The sequence below is a fragment of the Luedemannella helvata genome (assembly GCF_039528415.1).
GTDB classification, from domain to species: Bacteria; Actinomycetota; Actinomycetes; order Mycobacteriales; family Micromonosporaceae; genus Luedemannella; species Luedemannella helvata.
The window spans coordinates 39038-55768 of sequence record NZ_BAAALS010000032.1 but is presented as its reverse complement, the minus strand read 5'-3'; the positions used below and the strand labels follow the sequence as shown (position 1 = coordinate 55768).

Annotated in this window: 15 protein-coding genes; 10 read left to right on the top strand and 5 right to left on the bottom strand. The window is 69.8% G+C overall.

Annotated elements, in window-relative coordinates; translation table 11 throughout:
• Nucleotides 1-230: 230 nt before the first annotated feature.
• Nucleotides 231-2978 carry a beta-L-arabinofuranosidase domain-containing protein gene (locus ABD191_RS24935; protein ID WP_344086951.1) on the bottom strand — a complete coding sequence of 916 codons (2748 nt, stop codon included), beginning with the start codon at nucleotides 2976-2978 and terminating at the stop codon, nucleotides 231-233.
• Nucleotides 2979-3340: 362 nt separating this feature from the next.
• Here ABD191_RS24935 and ABD191_RS24930 point away from each other — a divergent pair, with 362 nt between their 5' ends.
• The 7 genes from ABD191_RS24930 (at nucleotide 3341) to ABD191_RS24900 (ending at nucleotide 7561) form a co-directional block, all read left to right on the top strand.
• A complete protein-coding gene (locus ABD191_RS24930; protein WP_344086948.1) occupies nucleotides 3341-3958 on the top strand; it encodes a superoxide dismutase in 618 nt (205 codons plus the stop codon).
• Entirely contained in the window at nucleotides 3958-4239 is a 282-nt protein-coding gene (locus ABD191_RS24925) for a hypothetical protein (RefSeq protein ID WP_344086945.1), read from the top strand. Before ABD191_RS24930 ends, ABD191_RS24925 begins: the two co-directional genes overlap by 1 nt.
• A gap of 120 nt (nucleotides 4240-4359) precedes the next feature.
• Nucleotides 4360-5079 (top strand): energy-coupling factor ABC transporter permease, encoded by a 720-nt coding sequence (locus ABD191_RS24920; RefSeq protein WP_344086942.1) that lies wholly within the window; start codon nucleotides 4360-4362, stop codon nucleotides 5077-5079.
• A complete protein-coding gene (locus ABD191_RS24915) occupies nucleotides 5076-5438 on the top strand; it encodes a PDGLE domain-containing protein (protein ID WP_344086939.1) in 363 nt (120 codons plus the stop codon). The genes ABD191_RS24920 and ABD191_RS24915 overlap by 4 nt, the downstream gene beginning before the upstream one ends.
• Nucleotides 5438-6199: a cobalt ECF transporter T component CbiQ gene (cbiQ, locus tag ABD191_RS24910; RefSeq protein ID WP_344086936.1), complete on the top strand. Its 762-nt coding sequence runs from the start codon at nucleotides 5438-5440 to the stop codon at nucleotides 6197-6199. The genes ABD191_RS24915 and cbiQ overlap by 1 nt, the downstream gene beginning before the upstream one ends.
• Nucleotides 6196-6969, top strand: a complete 774-nt coding sequence (locus tag ABD191_RS24905) for an energy-coupling factor ABC transporter ATP-binding protein (protein WP_344086933.1) — start codon at nucleotides 6196-6198, stop codon at nucleotides 6967-6969. Before cbiQ ends, ABD191_RS24905 begins: the two co-directional genes overlap by 4 nt.
• 49 nt (nucleotides 6970-7018) lie before the next feature.
• Complete coding sequence (locus ABD191_RS24900) at nucleotides 7019-7561, top strand: hypothetical protein (protein WP_344086930.1); 543 nt, start codon at nucleotides 7019-7021, stop codon at nucleotides 7559-7561.
• Nucleotides 7562-7609: 48 nt separating this feature from the next.
• Here ABD191_RS24900 and ABD191_RS24895 read toward each other — a convergent pair whose 3' ends face one another.
• A complete protein-coding gene (locus tag ABD191_RS24895) occupies nucleotides 7610-8647 on the bottom strand; it encodes a chymotrypsin family serine protease (RefSeq protein WP_344086927.1) in 1038 nt (345 codons plus the stop codon).
• Nucleotides 8648-9309: 662 nt separating this feature from the next.
• Between ABD191_RS24895 and ABD191_RS24890 the strand changes: the two genes are divergently transcribed.
• From ABD191_RS24890 to ABD191_RS24880, 3 genes are all read left to right on the top strand, one after another.
• A complete protein-coding gene (locus tag ABD191_RS24890) occupies nucleotides 9310-9939 on the top strand; it encodes a TetR/AcrR family transcriptional regulator (protein ID WP_344086924.1) in 630 nt (209 codons plus the stop codon).
• The gene (locus ABD191_RS24885) at nucleotides 9933-11669 is read left to right on the top strand and encodes an ABC transporter ATP-binding protein (RefSeq protein ID WP_344086921.1); all 1737 of its coding nucleotides are present in this window, start codon (nucleotides 9933-9935) and stop codon (nucleotides 11667-11669) included. Before ABD191_RS24890 ends, ABD191_RS24885 begins: the two co-directional genes overlap by 7 nt.
• 70 nt (nucleotides 11670-11739) lie before the next feature.
• Nucleotides 11740-13704 carry an ABC transporter ATP-binding protein gene (locus ABD191_RS24880; protein ID WP_425560849.1) on the top strand — a complete coding sequence of 655 codons (1965 nt, stop codon included), beginning with the start codon at nucleotides 11740-11742 and terminating at the stop codon, nucleotides 13702-13704.
• Nucleotides 13705-13747: 43 nt separating this feature from the next.
• Here the strand turns inward: ABD191_RS24880 and ABD191_RS24875 are convergent, their stop codons facing one another.
• The 3 genes from ABD191_RS24875 to ABD191_RS24865 form a co-directional block, all read right to left on the bottom strand.
• Nucleotides 13748-15340, bottom strand: coding sequence for a glycoside hydrolase family 53 protein (locus ABD191_RS24875; protein WP_344086918.1), 1593 nt, complete (start codon nucleotides 15338-15340; stop codon nucleotides 13748-13750).
• A 198-nt stretch (nucleotides 15341-15538) separates the two neighbouring features.
• Nucleotides 15539-16186 carry a hypothetical protein gene (locus tag ABD191_RS24870; protein WP_344086915.1) on the bottom strand — a complete coding sequence of 216 codons (648 nt, stop codon included), beginning with the start codon at nucleotides 16184-16186 and terminating at the stop codon, nucleotides 15539-15541.
• A 16-nt stretch (nucleotides 16187-16202) separates the two neighbouring features.
• Nucleotides 16203-16709: a SigE family RNA polymerase sigma factor gene (locus tag ABD191_RS24865; protein ID WP_344086912.1), complete on the bottom strand. Its 507-nt coding sequence runs from the start codon at nucleotides 16707-16709 to the stop codon at nucleotides 16203-16205.
• Nucleotides 16710-16731 lie beyond the last annotated feature (22 nt).

The window sequence follows — 16731 nt, the reverse complement described above, 5'->3', positions numbered from 1 at the left end:
ACGAGAACTCATCGAGTCCGAGCAGCTCAACGGGTGAACCGTCACTGCCGTACTAGGCGTCCGTTCGTTGTAGGTGGCGCCCGGATCGTCGCACTTCGCCCTGGCGGACCTGCTGGTCGAACTTCTGCCAGCGAAGAAGGCGGCGTCCGCCGGCCCGATCAGGGCCGGCGGACGCCGCACCATGACGTGCGCCGCTCCGGTCTACCGGTACTCCGGCCGACGGTACGTCGCTAGATGAACCGCCACAGGTGGTCGTTGGTCCCGTTGTCGTCCCACAGGAGCACCTGGGCACCTTGCCCCGTGGACGCCCCGGACACGCCGAGCACCCGACCGCCAGCCGCGCACTGGATGCGGAAGTAGCCGTTCGCGCCGTACCGCAGCCGCCAACGGTTGTCGTTGCTGCCGTCGTCAGCCCACTGGACGATCCGCGACCCGTTGGCCGTGCCGGCGTTCTCCACGGCGAGCACCTTGCCGCTGTTGGAGTTGCGGAACCGCAGGTAACCGCCCGAGTCGACGATCGCGGTCCAGAAGTGGTCGGCCGTTCCCGTGTTGCCCCACTGGATGACCAGCCCGCCGTCGGCGGTGGACATGTTCTGCACGCCGAGCACCAGGCCGCTGTTGAGGTTCTGGATCCGCCGCGCGCCGTTGGGCAGGAACCGCCACTGGTTGTCCAGCGACCCGTTGTCCGGATCCTGCACGGCCTGCGCGCCCTGCGCGGTGGAGCCGTTGAGGATGGCCAGCAGCTTGCCCGTGTGGACATTACGCAGCTTGTGCGAACCGTCGCCGACGTCGACGAGCGTCCAGCGGTGGTCGGCGGTGCCGTTGTCGGCCCACTGCAACACGCGGGCGTTGTCGGCGGTGGACATGTTCTCCACGCCGAGGACCTTGCCGCTGTTGACGTTGCGCAGGCGCACGGCCGAGCCGTCGACGATGAGTTCCCAGTCGTGGTCGGCCGTGCCGCTGTCGGCCCACTGCAACGCGAGGCCGCCGTCGGCGGTCGACATGTTCTGGATGCCGAGCACGAGGCCGGACGCCGCGTTGACGAGCCGGAAGCTGGCGTTGCCGCCCGTACTCCCCCCGCCGCTGGCGTTCCAGTAGACGGTGTAGTTGTGCCCCTGCGCGTCGTAGAACGGGCCGAGGTTCACCGTGGACCCGTTGGCGGTGGCCGTGAAGGCGAGCGACGAGGTGCCCGTCCGGGTCACCGTCGACGTGCTCAGCGACGGCAGCGACGACAGCGTCGTGTTGCCGTAGTTGCCCGACAGGACGACAGGCCCGTACGTGACGGCGACGACGTTGGCGTTGTCGTTGGCGGCTTTGAGCGCCACGGCCATCGGCAGCCGGACGGTGACCGTGTCGCCCGAGGTCCACGACCGGGTGAGGGTCGCGTAGGACCCCGGCGTCGCGGTGACGTCCTGGGTCACCCCGTTGACGCTGATCGTGGCGCCGGCGGCCCAGGCGGGGACGCGGAACCGCATCGACCACGAGCCGCTGACGTTGCCCGTGACGGTCAGCGTCGTGGTGTCGCTGACCGGGTACGTCGTGGACTGGGTGACCGTGATGCCGCGCTGGGACCAGTTCAGCACGGAAGGCAGGTACAGGTTCACGGTCAGCGTCGTGCCGTCGTAGAAGTAGATCGAGTCCATCAGCTTCGTGTTGATCTCGATGCCCGTGCCCTGGCAGCACCAGAAGCTGTTGTAGTCGGTGCTCCACGTGCCGCCACCCCAGGCCGGTCCGACGCCCCGCCGCCCGCCCGGCCGCAGAGGGGTGAAGTACGTGATGTGGCCGTGGCTGTCGGCGGGGTTCTGCGCGCCGATGATGTGGTTGAACAGCGCCCGCTCGTAGAAGTCGAAGTAGGCCGCGTTGTTCGGGTAGAGCAGCCACAGTTCGCGGGTCAACTTCAACATGTTGTACGTGTTGCAGTGCTCGCACGTGTCGTTGGCCAGGTACCCGGCGATCGCGTTGGGCGCCCGGAAGTGTTCGGCCTGGCTGTTGCCGCCGATCGCGTAGGTGTGCGCGTTGACGGTCATGTTCCAGGCGTTGACCGCGATGTCGCGATAGCGGGTCGTCCCGGTCGCCTTGTACTCCCGCGCCGCGCCGACCCACTTGGGCACCTGGGTGTTCGCGTGCAGCCCGTTGAGCTGGTCCTGATTGGACGCCAGCGGGTTGAACACGGCCGCGTGGTCGAACCGCTGCGCCGCCGTGAGCCAACGCGTCGTGCCGGTCATCTGGTAGATGTCGGTGAGCACCTCGTTCATGCCGCCGAACTCGGTGGCCAGCATGTTCTGCATCTGGGTCGAACTCAGCCGGGCCGTACGGGTGTCGACCCAGCCGGCGAGCGCCAGCATGACATCGCGCGCCTGCGTGTTGCCGAGGTAGCGCCACACGTCCAGCAGGCCCGCGAGGGTCTTGTGGATGCAGTAGTACGGCACGTTGCCGTTGCTCAGCGTGCGCGCCTCCAGCGCGGTGAAGTCCGACTCGGGGAATCCCGACAGGTACCCGGCGGCGAACCCGGCCGCCGAGTTGTTCGCCTGGCACTTCGCCAGCTCGGCCACCATCGTGTTGGCCTTGTCCCGGCACGTCGTGTCGCCGAGCACGGCCCACGCCTGCGCCCAGGCGGTGAGGAAGTGCCCCTGCATGTGCGTACGGAAGGGGAAGTTCGGCGCGTCCCACCCCCCGTTGGTCGCGGCGCCGCCGGTGGACAGGCGGTGGTTGGCACGGAAGTTGTAGAGCAGCCGGTTGACGTCGACGAACCGCAGGTAGGACAGCGTCCGGTTCTGGTTGTCCAGCCAACGGCTGGAGGTGAGCGTGACCTGGCCGAGGTCGAACGCGTACGCGCCGACGCCAGTGTCCGGCCGGGCCGGGGCGACGACCGCCTCGGCGGCCGACCGGCCGATGACGGCGCCGCCGACGGCGCCGGCGGCCGCCGCGACGCCCGCTGATTTCAGCAGGCCACGGCGGCTCAGGGACGGGGTTTGCACGGGGGTCCTCCTGACTCGAGGTAAAGCATAGGAGTCGATGTGAGCGTTAACATGCGGCCGCGCGCCGCGCCTTCGTTTCGGAGCGTTCGCGGGTGGACGGGCTCGACGAAGTGACTCACGTCGACGTCCGAAGACGTTGCCAGACTGTTTCGCAACACTCAAGAGGTGCGCCTCAGCGCACTTCAGGGCACAACGCTTGAGCTGCGCTTACATCGCAGGAAAACCTTTTCGCAGATTTCCGTTATGACGCGGCGCCGACCCGTCGACGCCGCCAAGATCTTCACCGGCCGGGCCACCTATTGCCATGAGTTTGCAACAGCTAAAGTAATGCAAGAAGTCCCACGTACCGTGAGGAGATCGTTGTGAGCCTGTACACGCTGCCGGACCTGCCCTACGACTACGCCGCCCTGGAGCCGCACATCAACGGCCAGATCCTGGAGCTGCACCACGACAAGCACCACGCGGCGTACGTCAAAGGCGCGAACGACACCCTTGAGAAGATCGCGGAGGCCCGCGACAAGGGCGACTTCGGTGGCATCGTCGGGCTGGAGAAGACGCTCGCCTTCAACCTCTCCGGCCACATCCTGCACTCCCTGTACTGGCAGAACATGTCCCCCGACGGTGGCGAGCGCCCCGACGGTGACCTCGCCGACGCCATCACGGAGTTTTTCGGGTCGTTCGATGCCTTCCACGGGCAGATGTCGGCCGCCACCACGCTCGTGCAGGGCTCGGGCTGGGGTGTGCTGTCCTTCGAGCCGAGCTCCGGACGGCTGCTCGTGGAGCAGGTCTACGACCATCACGGGAACGTGGCCCAGGGTTCGGTTCCGCTGCTCGCGTTCGACGCCTGGGAGCACGCGTACTACCTGCAGTACCGCAACGTGCGGCCTGACTTCGTCAAGGCCATGTGGGAGGTCGTCAACTGGCCCGACGTGGCCGCCCGCTACGCGGCCGCGAAGGCTGCCGCGGGGCCGGCCGGCTGATGGCGCCCCGGGAAGAGTTCCTCGCCACGGTCCTGCCGCCGGCGCTGGAACTGGCCACCGCCTACGCGGCGTCGGAGGGTGACCCGGCGCTCTTCGTCACGACGATGCGGCGCGTGGTGGACGAGTCGATGCAGGCGACCGATCCCTCCACCGCGACCGCGCAACTGCTGTTCGGCATGTCCGCACTCTGCGGCATCCTGCTCGACGATCTCGCCGACCACGAGGGCACCGACCGTGCGGCCGTGCTCGCTCAGGTGCACCGCCTGTACCTGGCGAGCTGAGGGGCGTGCGTCACACCGCCGCTCTTATTGCATGACCTTTGCAGTAACAACTGCTAAACAATATGCTGGTCCAAACGGCCTCGAGGGCGAGGTCGCCGGCCGGCGACCCGGGGAGGGGTCATGAGTGACGTATTGGCGTTGCACATCGCCAACGGCATCGTCGACGCGCCGGTGTCCGCGCTCTTCGCGGGCATCGCGGTCGTCGCGCTCGTCGTGTGCGTCGTCCGCGGTCGGGCAGACCTGGACGACCGGCTCGCCCCGATGGCGGGCCTCGTGGCGGCGTTCATCTTCGCCGTGCAGATGCTGAACTTCCAGGTGCTACCGGGCGTCTCCGGTCACCTGCTGGGTGGGGTGCTCGCGGCCATTCTCGTTGGCCCCTGGGTCGGCGCGCTGTGCGTGTCGACCGTGCTCATCGTCCAGTGCCTGCTGTTCGCCGACGGCGGCCTGACCGCCCTGGGCCTCAACATCACCAATATGGCCATTCTCGGCACGGCGGCGGGCTACCTGCTCGTGGCGGGCCTGCTACGGGTGCTGCCGCGCACCCCGGTCGGTCTGGCCGTCACCGGCTTCGTGGCCTCCGTGGTCAGCGTGGTGGTCGCGTCGCAGGGCTTCGTCCTGCAGTACTGGCTGGGCGGCACGACCGAGCTGTCCCTGCCGACGATCTCGATGACCATGGCCGGCGTGCACACGCTCATCGGCATCGGCGAGGGTCTGATCACCGCCACGACCGTGGCCACGGTCGCCCGGGTCCGGCCCGACCTGGTGTTCGCGCTGCGCCGCTTCCGCCGTCCCGCTTCGACGACCCCGGTCGCCGTGCCCGCCGTGGGAGGTGTCGCGTGAACAAGCGACTCGGTTGGTTCCTCGCGGGTGGCCTCCTGGTCGCCCTGCTGCTCGCCGGCGTGGTCAGCAGCTTCGCCTCGTCGAGCCCCGACGGGCTGGACTCCACCGCCCGGGAGGGCTGCGTCTTCGACGCCGACGACAACATCATCGGCGGCACGTGCATGGCCCAGCAGGAGGCCGAGCACCAACTCGGGGACAGTCCGCTGGCCGACTACGGCATCAAGGGCATCGACAACGAGTACCTGTCGACCGGCCTGTCCGGCGCGCTCGGCGTCCTCATCACGTTCGGTGTGGGCGGTGGCCTGTTCTGGCTCGTGCGCCGGCGGGGGCAGCCGGCCGCCGCCGCCAAGGAAAGCTGATGTCCGGGGGCCACGCCCATCCGCTGCACCTGCACCGCGACAGCCCCGTGCACCGGCTCGCCCCCGAGGCGAAGATCCTGGCCACGGTGCTGTTCACGGTCGTGGTCGTGGTCACCCCGCGCACGGAGTTCTGGGCCTTCGCCGGGTACGCGCTGCTGCTCGCGGCCGTCGCGGCGGCCGCCCGGGTACCCGCCGGGTGGCTCGCCAAGCGGGCCACCATCGAGTTGCCGTTCGTCCTGCTCGCCGTGGCGCTGCCCTTCGCGGGCCACGGCGAGCGGGTCACCTGGCTCGGGATGTCGCTGTCCGTCGACGGCCTCTACGGGGCGTGGAACATCGCCGCGAAGGGCACGTTGGGCGTACTCACCTCGCTCCTGCTGGCGGCGACCACGACCGTGCGCGACCTGATCTACGGCCTGGACCGGCTGCGCTGCCCGCAGGTGTTCGTGCAGATCGCCACGTTCATGCTGCGCTACCTGGACATCCTGGCCGACGACGCGCGCCGGATGCGCGTCGCGCGCCTGTCGCGCGGCTACGACCCCCGGTTCCTGTGGCAGGTCAAGGCGTTCGCGGTCGGCGTGGGCGCGCTGTTCCTGCGCACGTACGAACGCGGCGAGCGGGTCTACCTCGCCATGGTGTCGCGGGGATACACCGGCCGGCTGCCGGTGCCCGACGCCGGCGGCGCCACGGCCGTGCAGTGGGCGGCGTCGCCCGCCCTGCCGGCCGCGGCCGCCTGCGTCGCCCTGGTCGCGGTGCTGCGATGACCGCCGCGCTGGAGATCAGTTCCCTGTCGTACGCGTACCCCGACGGCAGCCCGGCGCTGCGCGGCGTGGACCTGCACGTGGCGCGGGGCGAGCGGGTGGCGATCCTCGGCCCCAACGGCGCCGGCAAGACCACCCTGGTGCTGCACCTCAACGGCATCCTGCACGGGGGCGACGGCTCCGTGCGCGTCGGCGGCCTCGCGGTCGAACCGCAGGACCGGGCCCGGCTGATGGAGATCCGCCGCCGGGTCGGCATCGTCTTCCAGGACCCGGACGACCAGCTGTTCATGCCCACGGTGGCCGAGGACGTGGCGTTCGGCCCGGCCAACCTCGGCCTGCGCGGCGCCGACCTGGCCGAACGGGTCGACGAGGCCCTCGCCGCCGTGGACATGGCCGACTACCGCACCCGGGCGCCCCATCACCTGTCGTTCGGGCAGCGCCGGCGGGTGGCCGTGGCGACCGTGCTGGCCATGCGCCCGGAGATCCTGGTGCTCGACGAGCCGTCATCCAATCTCGACCCGGCCAGCCGCCGGGAACTGTCCCAGATCCTGCGGGCCCAGCCGGTGACGCTGCTGATGGTCACCCACGACCTCCCGTACGCCCTGGAGCTGTGCCCCCGCTCGGTGATCCTCGACGCGGGGCGGGTCGTCGCCGACGGCCCCACGGTCGAGCTGCTCGCCGACGAGGCGCTCATGCGCCAGCACCGCCTGGAGCTGCCGTACGGGTTCGACCCCGCGCTGGCGGCCGCGCAGATCGGCAGCCTTCATCAATAGATGTTGATGCGCCCGGGAACCGGGCCGGTGCCGGTCGCGTCCAAACGTCATGCGAATCCGCAGCAGCTACCTCGGCCTTGCCACGGCGATCCTCGTCCTCGCCGGCTGCGCGCAGCCGACGCCGGCCTCGCCCGGGCCGGACGCCTCGGTCGACCCGCCGGTGACCACCCGGCCCGGGATCGACCCCGCGTGCGGGCAACCGTTCGGGGAGCGGCCGGGCGATGGCCTGACCATGACCGGGAAGTTCCCGGCGACCGCGACGGCCGACCAACGGACCCTCGCCGGCACGGTCACGGTCACCAGCTCGGTGACCGTGAAGGGCGTCGTGGGTCGCACCGCCGATGTCTACGTGGTCCACGACGGCCGGGTCGTGGTCGTGCCCGGCATGCGCGACGCCGTGGGTGTCGTCTGGGAACTCACCCCCGGCGCGACGAAGAGCCTGCCCGCCGAGGCGCTGCTCGCGCCCTGCGACGGGACCGGGGATCGGCTCGCCCCGGGGACGTACGCCGTGTACGCGACGGTGGTGCTGTTCGCCGACGACGGCACCGAGATCCGGGCGGTCGGCGGACCGTGGCCCCTCGACGTGCGCTGACGAAGGGCGGCCGGGATACCCCCGGCCGCCCTCGCGTCACGCGTACGGTCAGTAGATCACGATGCTGAGGCCCATCGCGGAGCTGAACGCGGTCCACGGCTGGGCGTAGCCCGTACCACCGCCGAAGGCGATGAAGTGACCGCGGATCCAGGCGCCGGACGCGTCCTTGGCGTAGAACGCGCCGCCGGAGTCACCGTTCGAGCCGACGCTCGTGCCGCCGGTGTAGACGATGACCGGCGACTTGCAGCCGGTCGCGGTGCAGACCTGCCCGGTGGTGCTGGTGGCCGTGTGGCCACACACCTCGCCGGTGGTCCGGCCGCTGTGGCAGTAGTTGGTGTAACCCACGCTGGCGGCGCCGGCCGCCACGACCGGGATGCTCGTCGTGCTCGTCACGCCGCCCGTGAAGACGCGGGCCGAGTACGACTGGCCGCCGAGGAGTTCCACGTCCTGCGCATGGCCGCTGATCGTGGGCAGGCGCCGGTTGGACACCGTGCCGTACGTGTACGCGCCGGCCTCCGTGGTGACGGTCGCGCCCACGGCGAAGCAGTGGCCCGCCGTGGTCATGAACCGGGTGCCGGCCGAGTTCTGCACGACATAGCCCGACGAGCAGATGCCGCCGCCGGACGCGATGCCGCCACTGCCGTAGAACGGCGGCGAGTCGTTGCGGCGGTCGAACGCGTCGCTGACGCCGTTGCTCTTGAGCTGCACCTCACTGGACGCCGCCGCGAACGCGGCCGACGCGCCCTTGGTGCTCAGCAGCGAGGCGACGACGGTCGCGGGCGCGGTCGTGTCCAGCACGATCTTGCCCGTCGTACCGTCGACGTAGCTGGCGAACGTGTACCGCGTGCCGTTCTTGGCGACATACGTCGCGATGCGTCCCTGAAGCTGGGACAGCGCCGCGCTGGCCGACGAGGGCACCGCCTTGGTCACGACCGCGCGGTCCGGCGCCTGGGCGTCGTCCTTCGCGACCGAGACCCGAGCGGGCTCGCGGTCCTTGCCCGGCCCGGCCTGCGCCGGCACGGCGCTCAGGACGGTCAGCGCGACGGTCACCGTCGCGCCGACGAGCATCCGTGTGCTTGTGCGCATATGGGTCCTCCTGTGTACGCATATCCACGACCCGATGCCGTGAACATGCGGCATATCGAACACAGGCGATGAATGATCCTAATAGGCATCTGTCAATGTTGAGACTGCCTTTAAACAAAGTACTTAATTATGTTGACTTGCCGATGAAAACCGAGGTCAGGACTCATATTCGGGAAAGTCCCAGGACTTTTAGGACGAGGTCCTAGGACCTCATTGAATCGATGAACGAGACTCATTCGAGGTCGGCTCATAATGGTGCCGGGTCCCTCATCGGCCGGCCGATCAGGCTCAGGGCCGAGCGGTGAACCGGCCGCTCCAGAATGATCGCCGCCATGCCCGCGGGTGGTGCGGCCAAGGCGATGGCTCGCCGCCGCGAGACGTACCTCCACCGCGCCGCCGCGCCGACCCCTCACGTACCACCGGTTCTGGGCGCAGGCGGAAATCGCCATGGCGGCGGCCGACTACGGGAGCCTGTTCCCGCCCGGCCCGCCCCTCGATCCGCGGACGTTTGGACGAATGCGCGGGTAACGGGCGCCCCCGATAGGACGCGAAATCGACCAAACGTCGGGCGGACGTCGGGCGGAGGGCGGGTCGGAGGGCGGCGGTTTCGCTTGGCGCATAAACGGGATGTGGAATGAGTGATCACTCATTAGCATGGGCCCGTGACCGAACAGTCCGCGCCGCTCCTGCGGCGCCGGAGCCCTCCCCTGCCCCCGGAAGAACGGCGCGCCGCGCTCATCGCGGCCACCTCCCCGCTCATCCGGATGCATGGCCTCAACGTGCCGACCCGGCTGATCGCCGAGGCGGCCGGCGTGGCGGAGGGCACCATCTTCCGGGTATTTCCTGACAAGAATGCCCTGCTCCGCGCCGCCCTCGCCCACATTTTCGACCCGGCACCCGCCGTCCGGATGCTACGCGACATCCCGGCCTGCTATCCCCTGCAGGTCCGCCTTGCCGCCGCCGCACAGATCGTCGGGCACCGGATGGCCGCCAACGCGCCCGTCATCGCGGCGCTACGCAGCCCGGACGCGGTCGCAGTGCTCAACGGCGATCCGTTCGACGGCGACCCGCGCGCGTCGCTCAATGTGATCGTCGACGCGGTCGCCGACCTCATCCGCCCCGACGAGCACCGGTTGCGCCGCTCGGCGCACACCACGGCCCAGCTGCTGATCAGCCTTGTGGTGCTCACCTCGCGCGGCATGCTCGGTCCGGAACACCTCACCGGCGGGGACCTCGCCGACCTGCTCCTCCATGGACTCAACACACCACCCACCGGAGAAGGCCCGTGCTGATCAGACTGTTGCGCAGATATCTGCGCCCGTACCGGGGGGCGATCGGCGCCGTCGTGGCGTTCCAGCTCGTCCAGACACTAGCCACGCTCTATCTGCCCACCCTGAACGCCGACATCATCGACAAAGGCGTCGTCCTCGGCGACATCGGCTACATCATCCGGGTCGGCGGGGCGATGCTCGGCGTGACGCTGTTGCAGGTCGTGTGCTCGATCGCGGCCGTCTACTACGGCGCGCAGGTCGCGACCGGACTCGGCCGCGACCTACGCGCCGCGATCTTCGGCCGGGTGCAGACGTTCTCCGCCCGCGAGGTTGGCCGCTTCGGCGCCCCGTCGCTGATCACCCGTACCACGAACGACGTCCAGCAGGTACAGATGCTGACGCTCATGACGCTGACCCTCATGGTGTCGGCGCCGATCATGTGCGTCGGCGGCATCATCCTCGCGCTCAGGCAGGACGTACCGCTGTCGGGCCTGCTGCTCGTCATCGTCCCGGCCCTGATGGCCGTCATCGGCGTCGCCGTGGTGAAGATGCGCCCGCTGTTTCGCGCCATGCAGGAGCGCATCGACGCGGTGAACCGCATCCTGCGCGAGCAGATCACGGGCATCCGGGTGATCCGGGCGTTCGTCCGCGACGACCACGAGCGGCGCCGCTTCGCCGGGGCCAACACGCAGCTGACCGATGTGTCGCTGGGCGCCGGACGGCTGATGGCGACCATGTTCCCCGCGGTCATGTTCATCATGAACGTGTCGAGCGTGGCGGTGATCTGGTTCGGGGGGCACCGGGTGGCCAGCGGCGGCATGGAGATCGGCGCGCTCACGGCGTTCCTGAGCTATCTCATGCTGATCCTGATGTCGGTCATGATGGCGACCTTCATGTTCGTCATGGTGCCGCGCGCCGAGGTCTGCGCGGAGCGCATCGACGAGGTGCTGACCACGGACACCAGTGTCGTGCCGCCGGCTACGCCGGTCACGCCGGCCACGAGCCGGGGCGAGCTGGCGCTGCGCGGCGTCTCGTTCCGTTACCCCGGCGCGGAGGAGCCGGTCGTCAAGGGAATCGACCTGGTGGCCCACCCCGGCCAGATAACGGCGATCATCGGGAGTACGGGCAGCGGCAAGACCACGGTCCTCAACCTCATACCCAGGCTGTACGACGCGACGGACGGCGAGGTCACGATCGACGGGGTCGACGTGCGAAACCTGGACCCGGCCCACCTGGCCACCATCATCGGGCTGGTCCCGCAGAAGCCGTACCTGTTCACCGGTACGGTCGCGAGCAACCTGCGCTACGGCCGGCCGGACGCCACGGACGAGGAGCTGTGGCACGCGCTGGAGGTCGCGCAGGCGCGCGACTTCGTCGAGAAGATGCCCGAGCGGCTGGCGGCGCCGATCGCGCAGGGCGGCACGAACGTGTCCGGCGGGCAGCGCCAGCGCCTGTCCATCGCCCGCGCGCTGGTACGTCAGCCGAAGATCTACCTTTTCGACGACTCGTTCTCCGCCCTGGACTACGCGACCGACGCGGCGCTGCGGGCCGCGCTGGCCAAGGAGACCACCACGGCCACGGTCGTCATCGTGGCGCAGCGGGTCAGCACGATCCGCTCGGCCGACCGCATCGTCGTGCTCGACGAGGGCCGGGTCGTCGGCGTGGGTACGCACGCCGAACTGATGGCCGACAACGACACGTACCGCGAGATCGTCCTCTCCCAGCTCACCGAACAGGAGGCCGCGGCATGAGCGAGCGCAGCGAGCGAATCATCAGCACGGTGTCAGCTCATGGCGGCGCCGAGCGGAGCGAGGTGACGGCATGAGCGAGCGCACGCCACCGAGGCGCGGGCACGGCGGGCCCGGGTTCGCCGCCATGATGGGCGGCGGGCCGCCGCCCGCGAAGCCGCTGGACTTCAAGGGGACCACCAAGCGGCTGGTCGGCATGCTGCGTCCCGAACGGGCGACCGTCATCGTCGCGCTCGCCCTGGGCGTCGTCAGCGTGTTCCTGTCCGTCCTCGGCCCGCGCATCCTGGGCCACGCCACCGACCTGGTCTTCGCGGGCGTCATCGGCAGCAGGCTGCCGGAGGGCGTCACGAAGGAGCAGGCCATCGAGCAGCTGCGGGCAACCGGGCAGGACCGGATGGCCGACCTGCTCAGCGGCATGACGGTCATCCCGGGGCAGGGCATCGACTTCGACGCCGTGGGCCGGGTCCTGATCTGGGTGCTCGTCATCTACGTGGGCGCGTCGCTGTTCGCCCTGCTACAGGGCCGGCTGACCGCGGTGGTCGTGCAGCGCACCGCCTACCGGCTGCGCGAGCAGGTGGAGGCGAAGCTCGCCCGGCTGCCGCTGAGCTACTTCGACAAGCAGGCACGGGGCGAGGTGCTCAGCCGGGCCACCAACGACACGGACAACATCGGCCAGACGTTGCAGCAGACGCTGAGCATGCTCATCACGTCCGTACTCACGATCTTCGGCGTACTCGGCATGATGTTCTGGATCTCACCGTTGCTGGCGCTCATCGCGCTCGTGGCGGTGCCGCTGTCGGTGGTGCTGACCGCGAAGATCGGCAAGCGTGCGCAGAAACAGTTCATCGCGCAGTGGGCGACGACGGGCCGGCTCAACGCCCACATCGAGGAGAACTTCACCGGGCACTCGCTGGTGAAGGTCTTCGGGCGCCAGGCCGAGGCCGAGGAGACGTTCGCCCAGCACAACGGCGAACTGCACGGGTCGAGCTTCAAGGCGCAGCTCATCTCCGGCACGATCCAGCCGGCGATGATGTTCATCGGCAACCTGACCTACGTGATCATCGCCGTCGTAGGCGCCGTGCGGATCCTCAACGGCGGCATGACGCTGGGCGAGGTGCAGGCGTTCATCCAGTACTCCCGCCAGTTCATGCAGCCGCTGACCCAGGTGGCGAGCATGGCCAACCTGGTGCAGTCCGGCATCGCCTCCGCCGAGCGCGTCTTCGAGCTGCTCGACGCCGCGGAGCAGGAGCCCGACCCGGTCGAGCCGGCGCGCCCCACGCAGTTGCGCGGGCGGGTCGCGTTCGAACACGTCGGCTTCAGCTACGACCCGCAGCGCCCGCTCATCGAGGACCTGTCGCTGGTCGCCGAGCCGGGACAGACGATCGCCATCGTCGGCCCGACCGGCGCCGGCAAGACGACGCTGGTCAACCTGCTCATGCGCTTCTACGAGGTGGACCGGGGCCGGATCACCCTCGACGGGGTGGACATCCGGACGATGTCACGCGACGAGCTGCGGGCCGCGATCGGCATGGTGCTGCAGGACACGTGGCTGTTCGGCGGCTCGATCGAGGACAACATCGCGTACGGGGCCGGCGACGGGTCGGTGCCGCACGAGCGGGTCGTGGAGGCCGCCCAGGCCACGCACGTCGACCGGTTCGTGCGCACCCTGCCCGACGGGTACGGCACGGTCATCGACGAGGAGGGCGGCAACGTCTCGATGGGCGAGAAGCAGCTCATCACGATCGCCCGCGCGTTCCTGGCCGAGCCGACCATCCTCATCCTGGACGAGGCGACCAGCTCGGTCGACACCCGCACCGAGGTGCTCATCCAGCGCGCGATGAGCACGCTGCGTACGGGCCGGACGAGCTTCGTCATCGCGCACCGGCTCTCCACGATCCGCAACGCGGACCTGATCCTGGTCATGGAGAACGGAGCGATCGTCGAGCAGGGCACGCACGACGAGCTGATCGCGGCCGGCGGCGCGTACGCCCGGCTGTACGCGGCCCAGTTCGCCGAGCCGCTCGCCGAGGTCGACTGACTGGACCGGGGGCGCGGCGCCGAGCCGCCGCGCCCCCGGTCGGTCAGTACTCGCCGAAGACCTTCAGCGCGGGCAGCGCCCTGCCGTCGTAGTCGAAGAGGGCCTGGTTCTCCCAGGCGTTGCCCGAGGTCGGGTCGGCCGGGTCCCAGCCGCCGCCCTCGACGGCCGTCCAGGCGGGCTCCCAGTAGAAGACGCCCAGGCCCCGCCCGCCGGGCACGGCCGCGACGACGTTGAACATGTCGCGCAGCGCCTGCGCCTGGCCCTCGGCTGTGGCCGGGTAGCCGGCCGTGGCCTGAAGCGTCGGGTTGAAGATGTTCTCCAGTGCGTCGTCCTGGTCGAGGGTGAACCCGTAGGCGGTCTCGACCACCATGACGTCCTTGTCGTAGCGCTTCACCAGGTCGAACAGGTTGGCCTGGAGGTAGCCGAGCGGCCCGTGCCAGTACGTGTAGTGCGACACGGCGATCACGTCGAACGGCACGCCCCGGCTCACGGCGTTGTCGAACCACCAGACGTGCCCGCCGTTGTTGCCGCCCTCGGCCAGATGCAACACCACCTTGGTACGCGGCGACGCGTCCGTTACCGCCGTGCTGCCTGCGGTGAGCAGGGCGGCCATGCCGTCCCAGTTGTCCCACCGGCCATCCGGCCAGAGAAGGCCGCCGTTGATCTCGTTGCCGATCTGCGCCATGTCGGCCGGCGTGTGCTGGCGGCGCAGCGCCGACAGCACGTCGTACGTGTGGTCGTAGACCGCCTGCTTGAGCTCCTCGAACGGCAGCGACGCCCAGGCGGCGGGCTTGTTCTGCCTGCCGGGGTCGGCCCACGTGTCGGAGTAGTGGAAGTCGACGAGCAGTTTCATGCCCTGCTTCCTGGCCCGCTTGGCCAGGGCCAGCACCTGTGCTTTGTTGCTGTAGTTGTCGGCCGGGTCCACCCACACCTTGACGCGGGCGTAGTTGACGCCGTTGTCGGCGAGGATCCGCAGGGCGTCGCCGCGCCTGCCCTTCGCGTCGCGGTACACGGCGCCGTGGTCGGAGTTCTTGGGCAGCTGCGACACGTCGGCGCCGGAGATGTCGACCCTGCCGGCGGCGCCGGGGGTCAGGCTGACCGCGTCGACGTTGAGCCAGCTGCCGGCCACGCCGTCGGAGTGCACGCCGATGGTGCACGCGCCGCCCTTCACGGCGGTGCTGAGCACGATCTGCACCCACCACTGCGGCCCGGTACGGGGCAGGGCGATGGTGCGCTCCGGGCCGCCGCAGTCGCGCAGGAACAGGTACGCGGCGCTCTGGTCGCCGCTGGTACGCACGGACGCGCGCAGCGTGTAGGAGCCCTTCGACAGCCCGGTCACCCGCTGGAAGGTCTCCACCTGGTAGGCCGACGCCGACCAGTGGGTCAGCCGGTAGGCGCCGCTGGCGCCGCCCGCTTCGGTGTAGCTGGCGTCGGCCCGCCCGGCCTCCGACCACCCGGCGGGCGTGGCGACGCCGGTCGCGTCGTCCTCGAAGTCAGCATTGACGACCATGGCCGGGGCGGGCGCCGGCCTGGTCGGTCCGGCGGACGCCACGCCGGGGACGGTCGCCACGGCGACCACGAGCACACCGACGCCGACCAGCCGCACCGGCCGGCGTCGAAACGGTTGGCTGAGCATAGTGCCTCTCTCGGGGACGGAACCGGCACAACTCTGGGAGCGCTCACAGCGGCTTCACCATCTGTTCAGTTGCGAATGTGCCGCTCACTTCCTGTGAGCGCTCACGACACCACCGAAGCCGTGCGATGTCAATACATCGATACACAGATCGAGGCACCGCCCGTGGGGGCGATGCCTCGATCTGTCGACTTTGGATGGTCAGCCGTGGCCCGGCTGGGCATCCGCGTGTACATGTATGCCGGCGGCCAGGTCAGCGATGTCGTCGACGCTCATGCCGAGCCCGCTCCAGACCTGGACAAGCACCCACGCGTCGGCGGAGTGCTTGATCCACAGTGTCCGGGCCAGGCCGTCCGGGCTGTCGACCAGCACGCCGCTGCGGTCGCCGGCGCGTACTGTCGTCCCCTCGGGGACGAACCCCTCGTCGGACTGGAGCATCACCACGATCTTGCCGGCGAAGCTGTCAGGCTCCTGATCGCTCGCGCCGATGGGCGCCAGCGTCAACCTGTACGCGTTGACGCCCTGGATCTCCCAGCCGTCCGGGATCGTGTCGAGGGTGTACCCCTCCGGCTGCTCACCCTGGAAGGCGACCAGGCGCAAGGGCGTGGTGGCGGCCGGGGCGGACGATCCGGCCGCGGTGGAGGGTACCGGGGGGTTCGAGCCGACCGTGCCGTAGGTGAGCGCCGCCGCCAGGACCGCGGCGGCGACGGCGGAACCTCCGGTCGCCTGGAGGGCGCGGCGACGGCGCAGGGCGCGCCGGCCACGGGCCACGTCCGCGTCCACCTGCTCGGGCGACGGCTGAGTCAGCGGGCCCGCGAGTTCATTGAGCTGGTCATGCAGGGTTGTCATGGGGATACTCCCGAATCTAGGCAAGGACGGACGACACGGGGCCGAGGACCGCGCGGACCCGGTCGAGGGCCCGGGCGGTCTGGCTCTTCACCGTGCCCTCGGAGCAGCCGAGGGCATCGGCGGTGGCGGCGACATCGAGGTCGTAGACGTAGCGGAACACCAACGCGGCCCGCATCCGGGGCGGCAGGTCCCGCAGGGCCGCGCGCAGCCCTTCGGTGAGTTCGCCTCCGACAGTCTCCGCAGCAGGCTCGTCCGGCAGGACGGCCACCGGCCGTTCGCGGCGTCGCCATCCCCGACGGTGTTCGTCGGTGAGGACGTTCACCAGGGTCCGCCGCACGTAACCGTCCGGGTTGGCGGCCCGCCGGAACGCCGGCCACGCCACGTACAGCTTGGTCAGGGTGGACTGCACCAGGTCCTCGGCGAGGTGCTGGTCGCCGGCCGTGAGCAGGGTGGCCGTCCGGACCATCGCGGCGCGGTGGGCGACCACGAAACTGTGGAACTGCGCATCACGCTCGCTTGTCACGTCATCTCCTTCGCTCTCACGA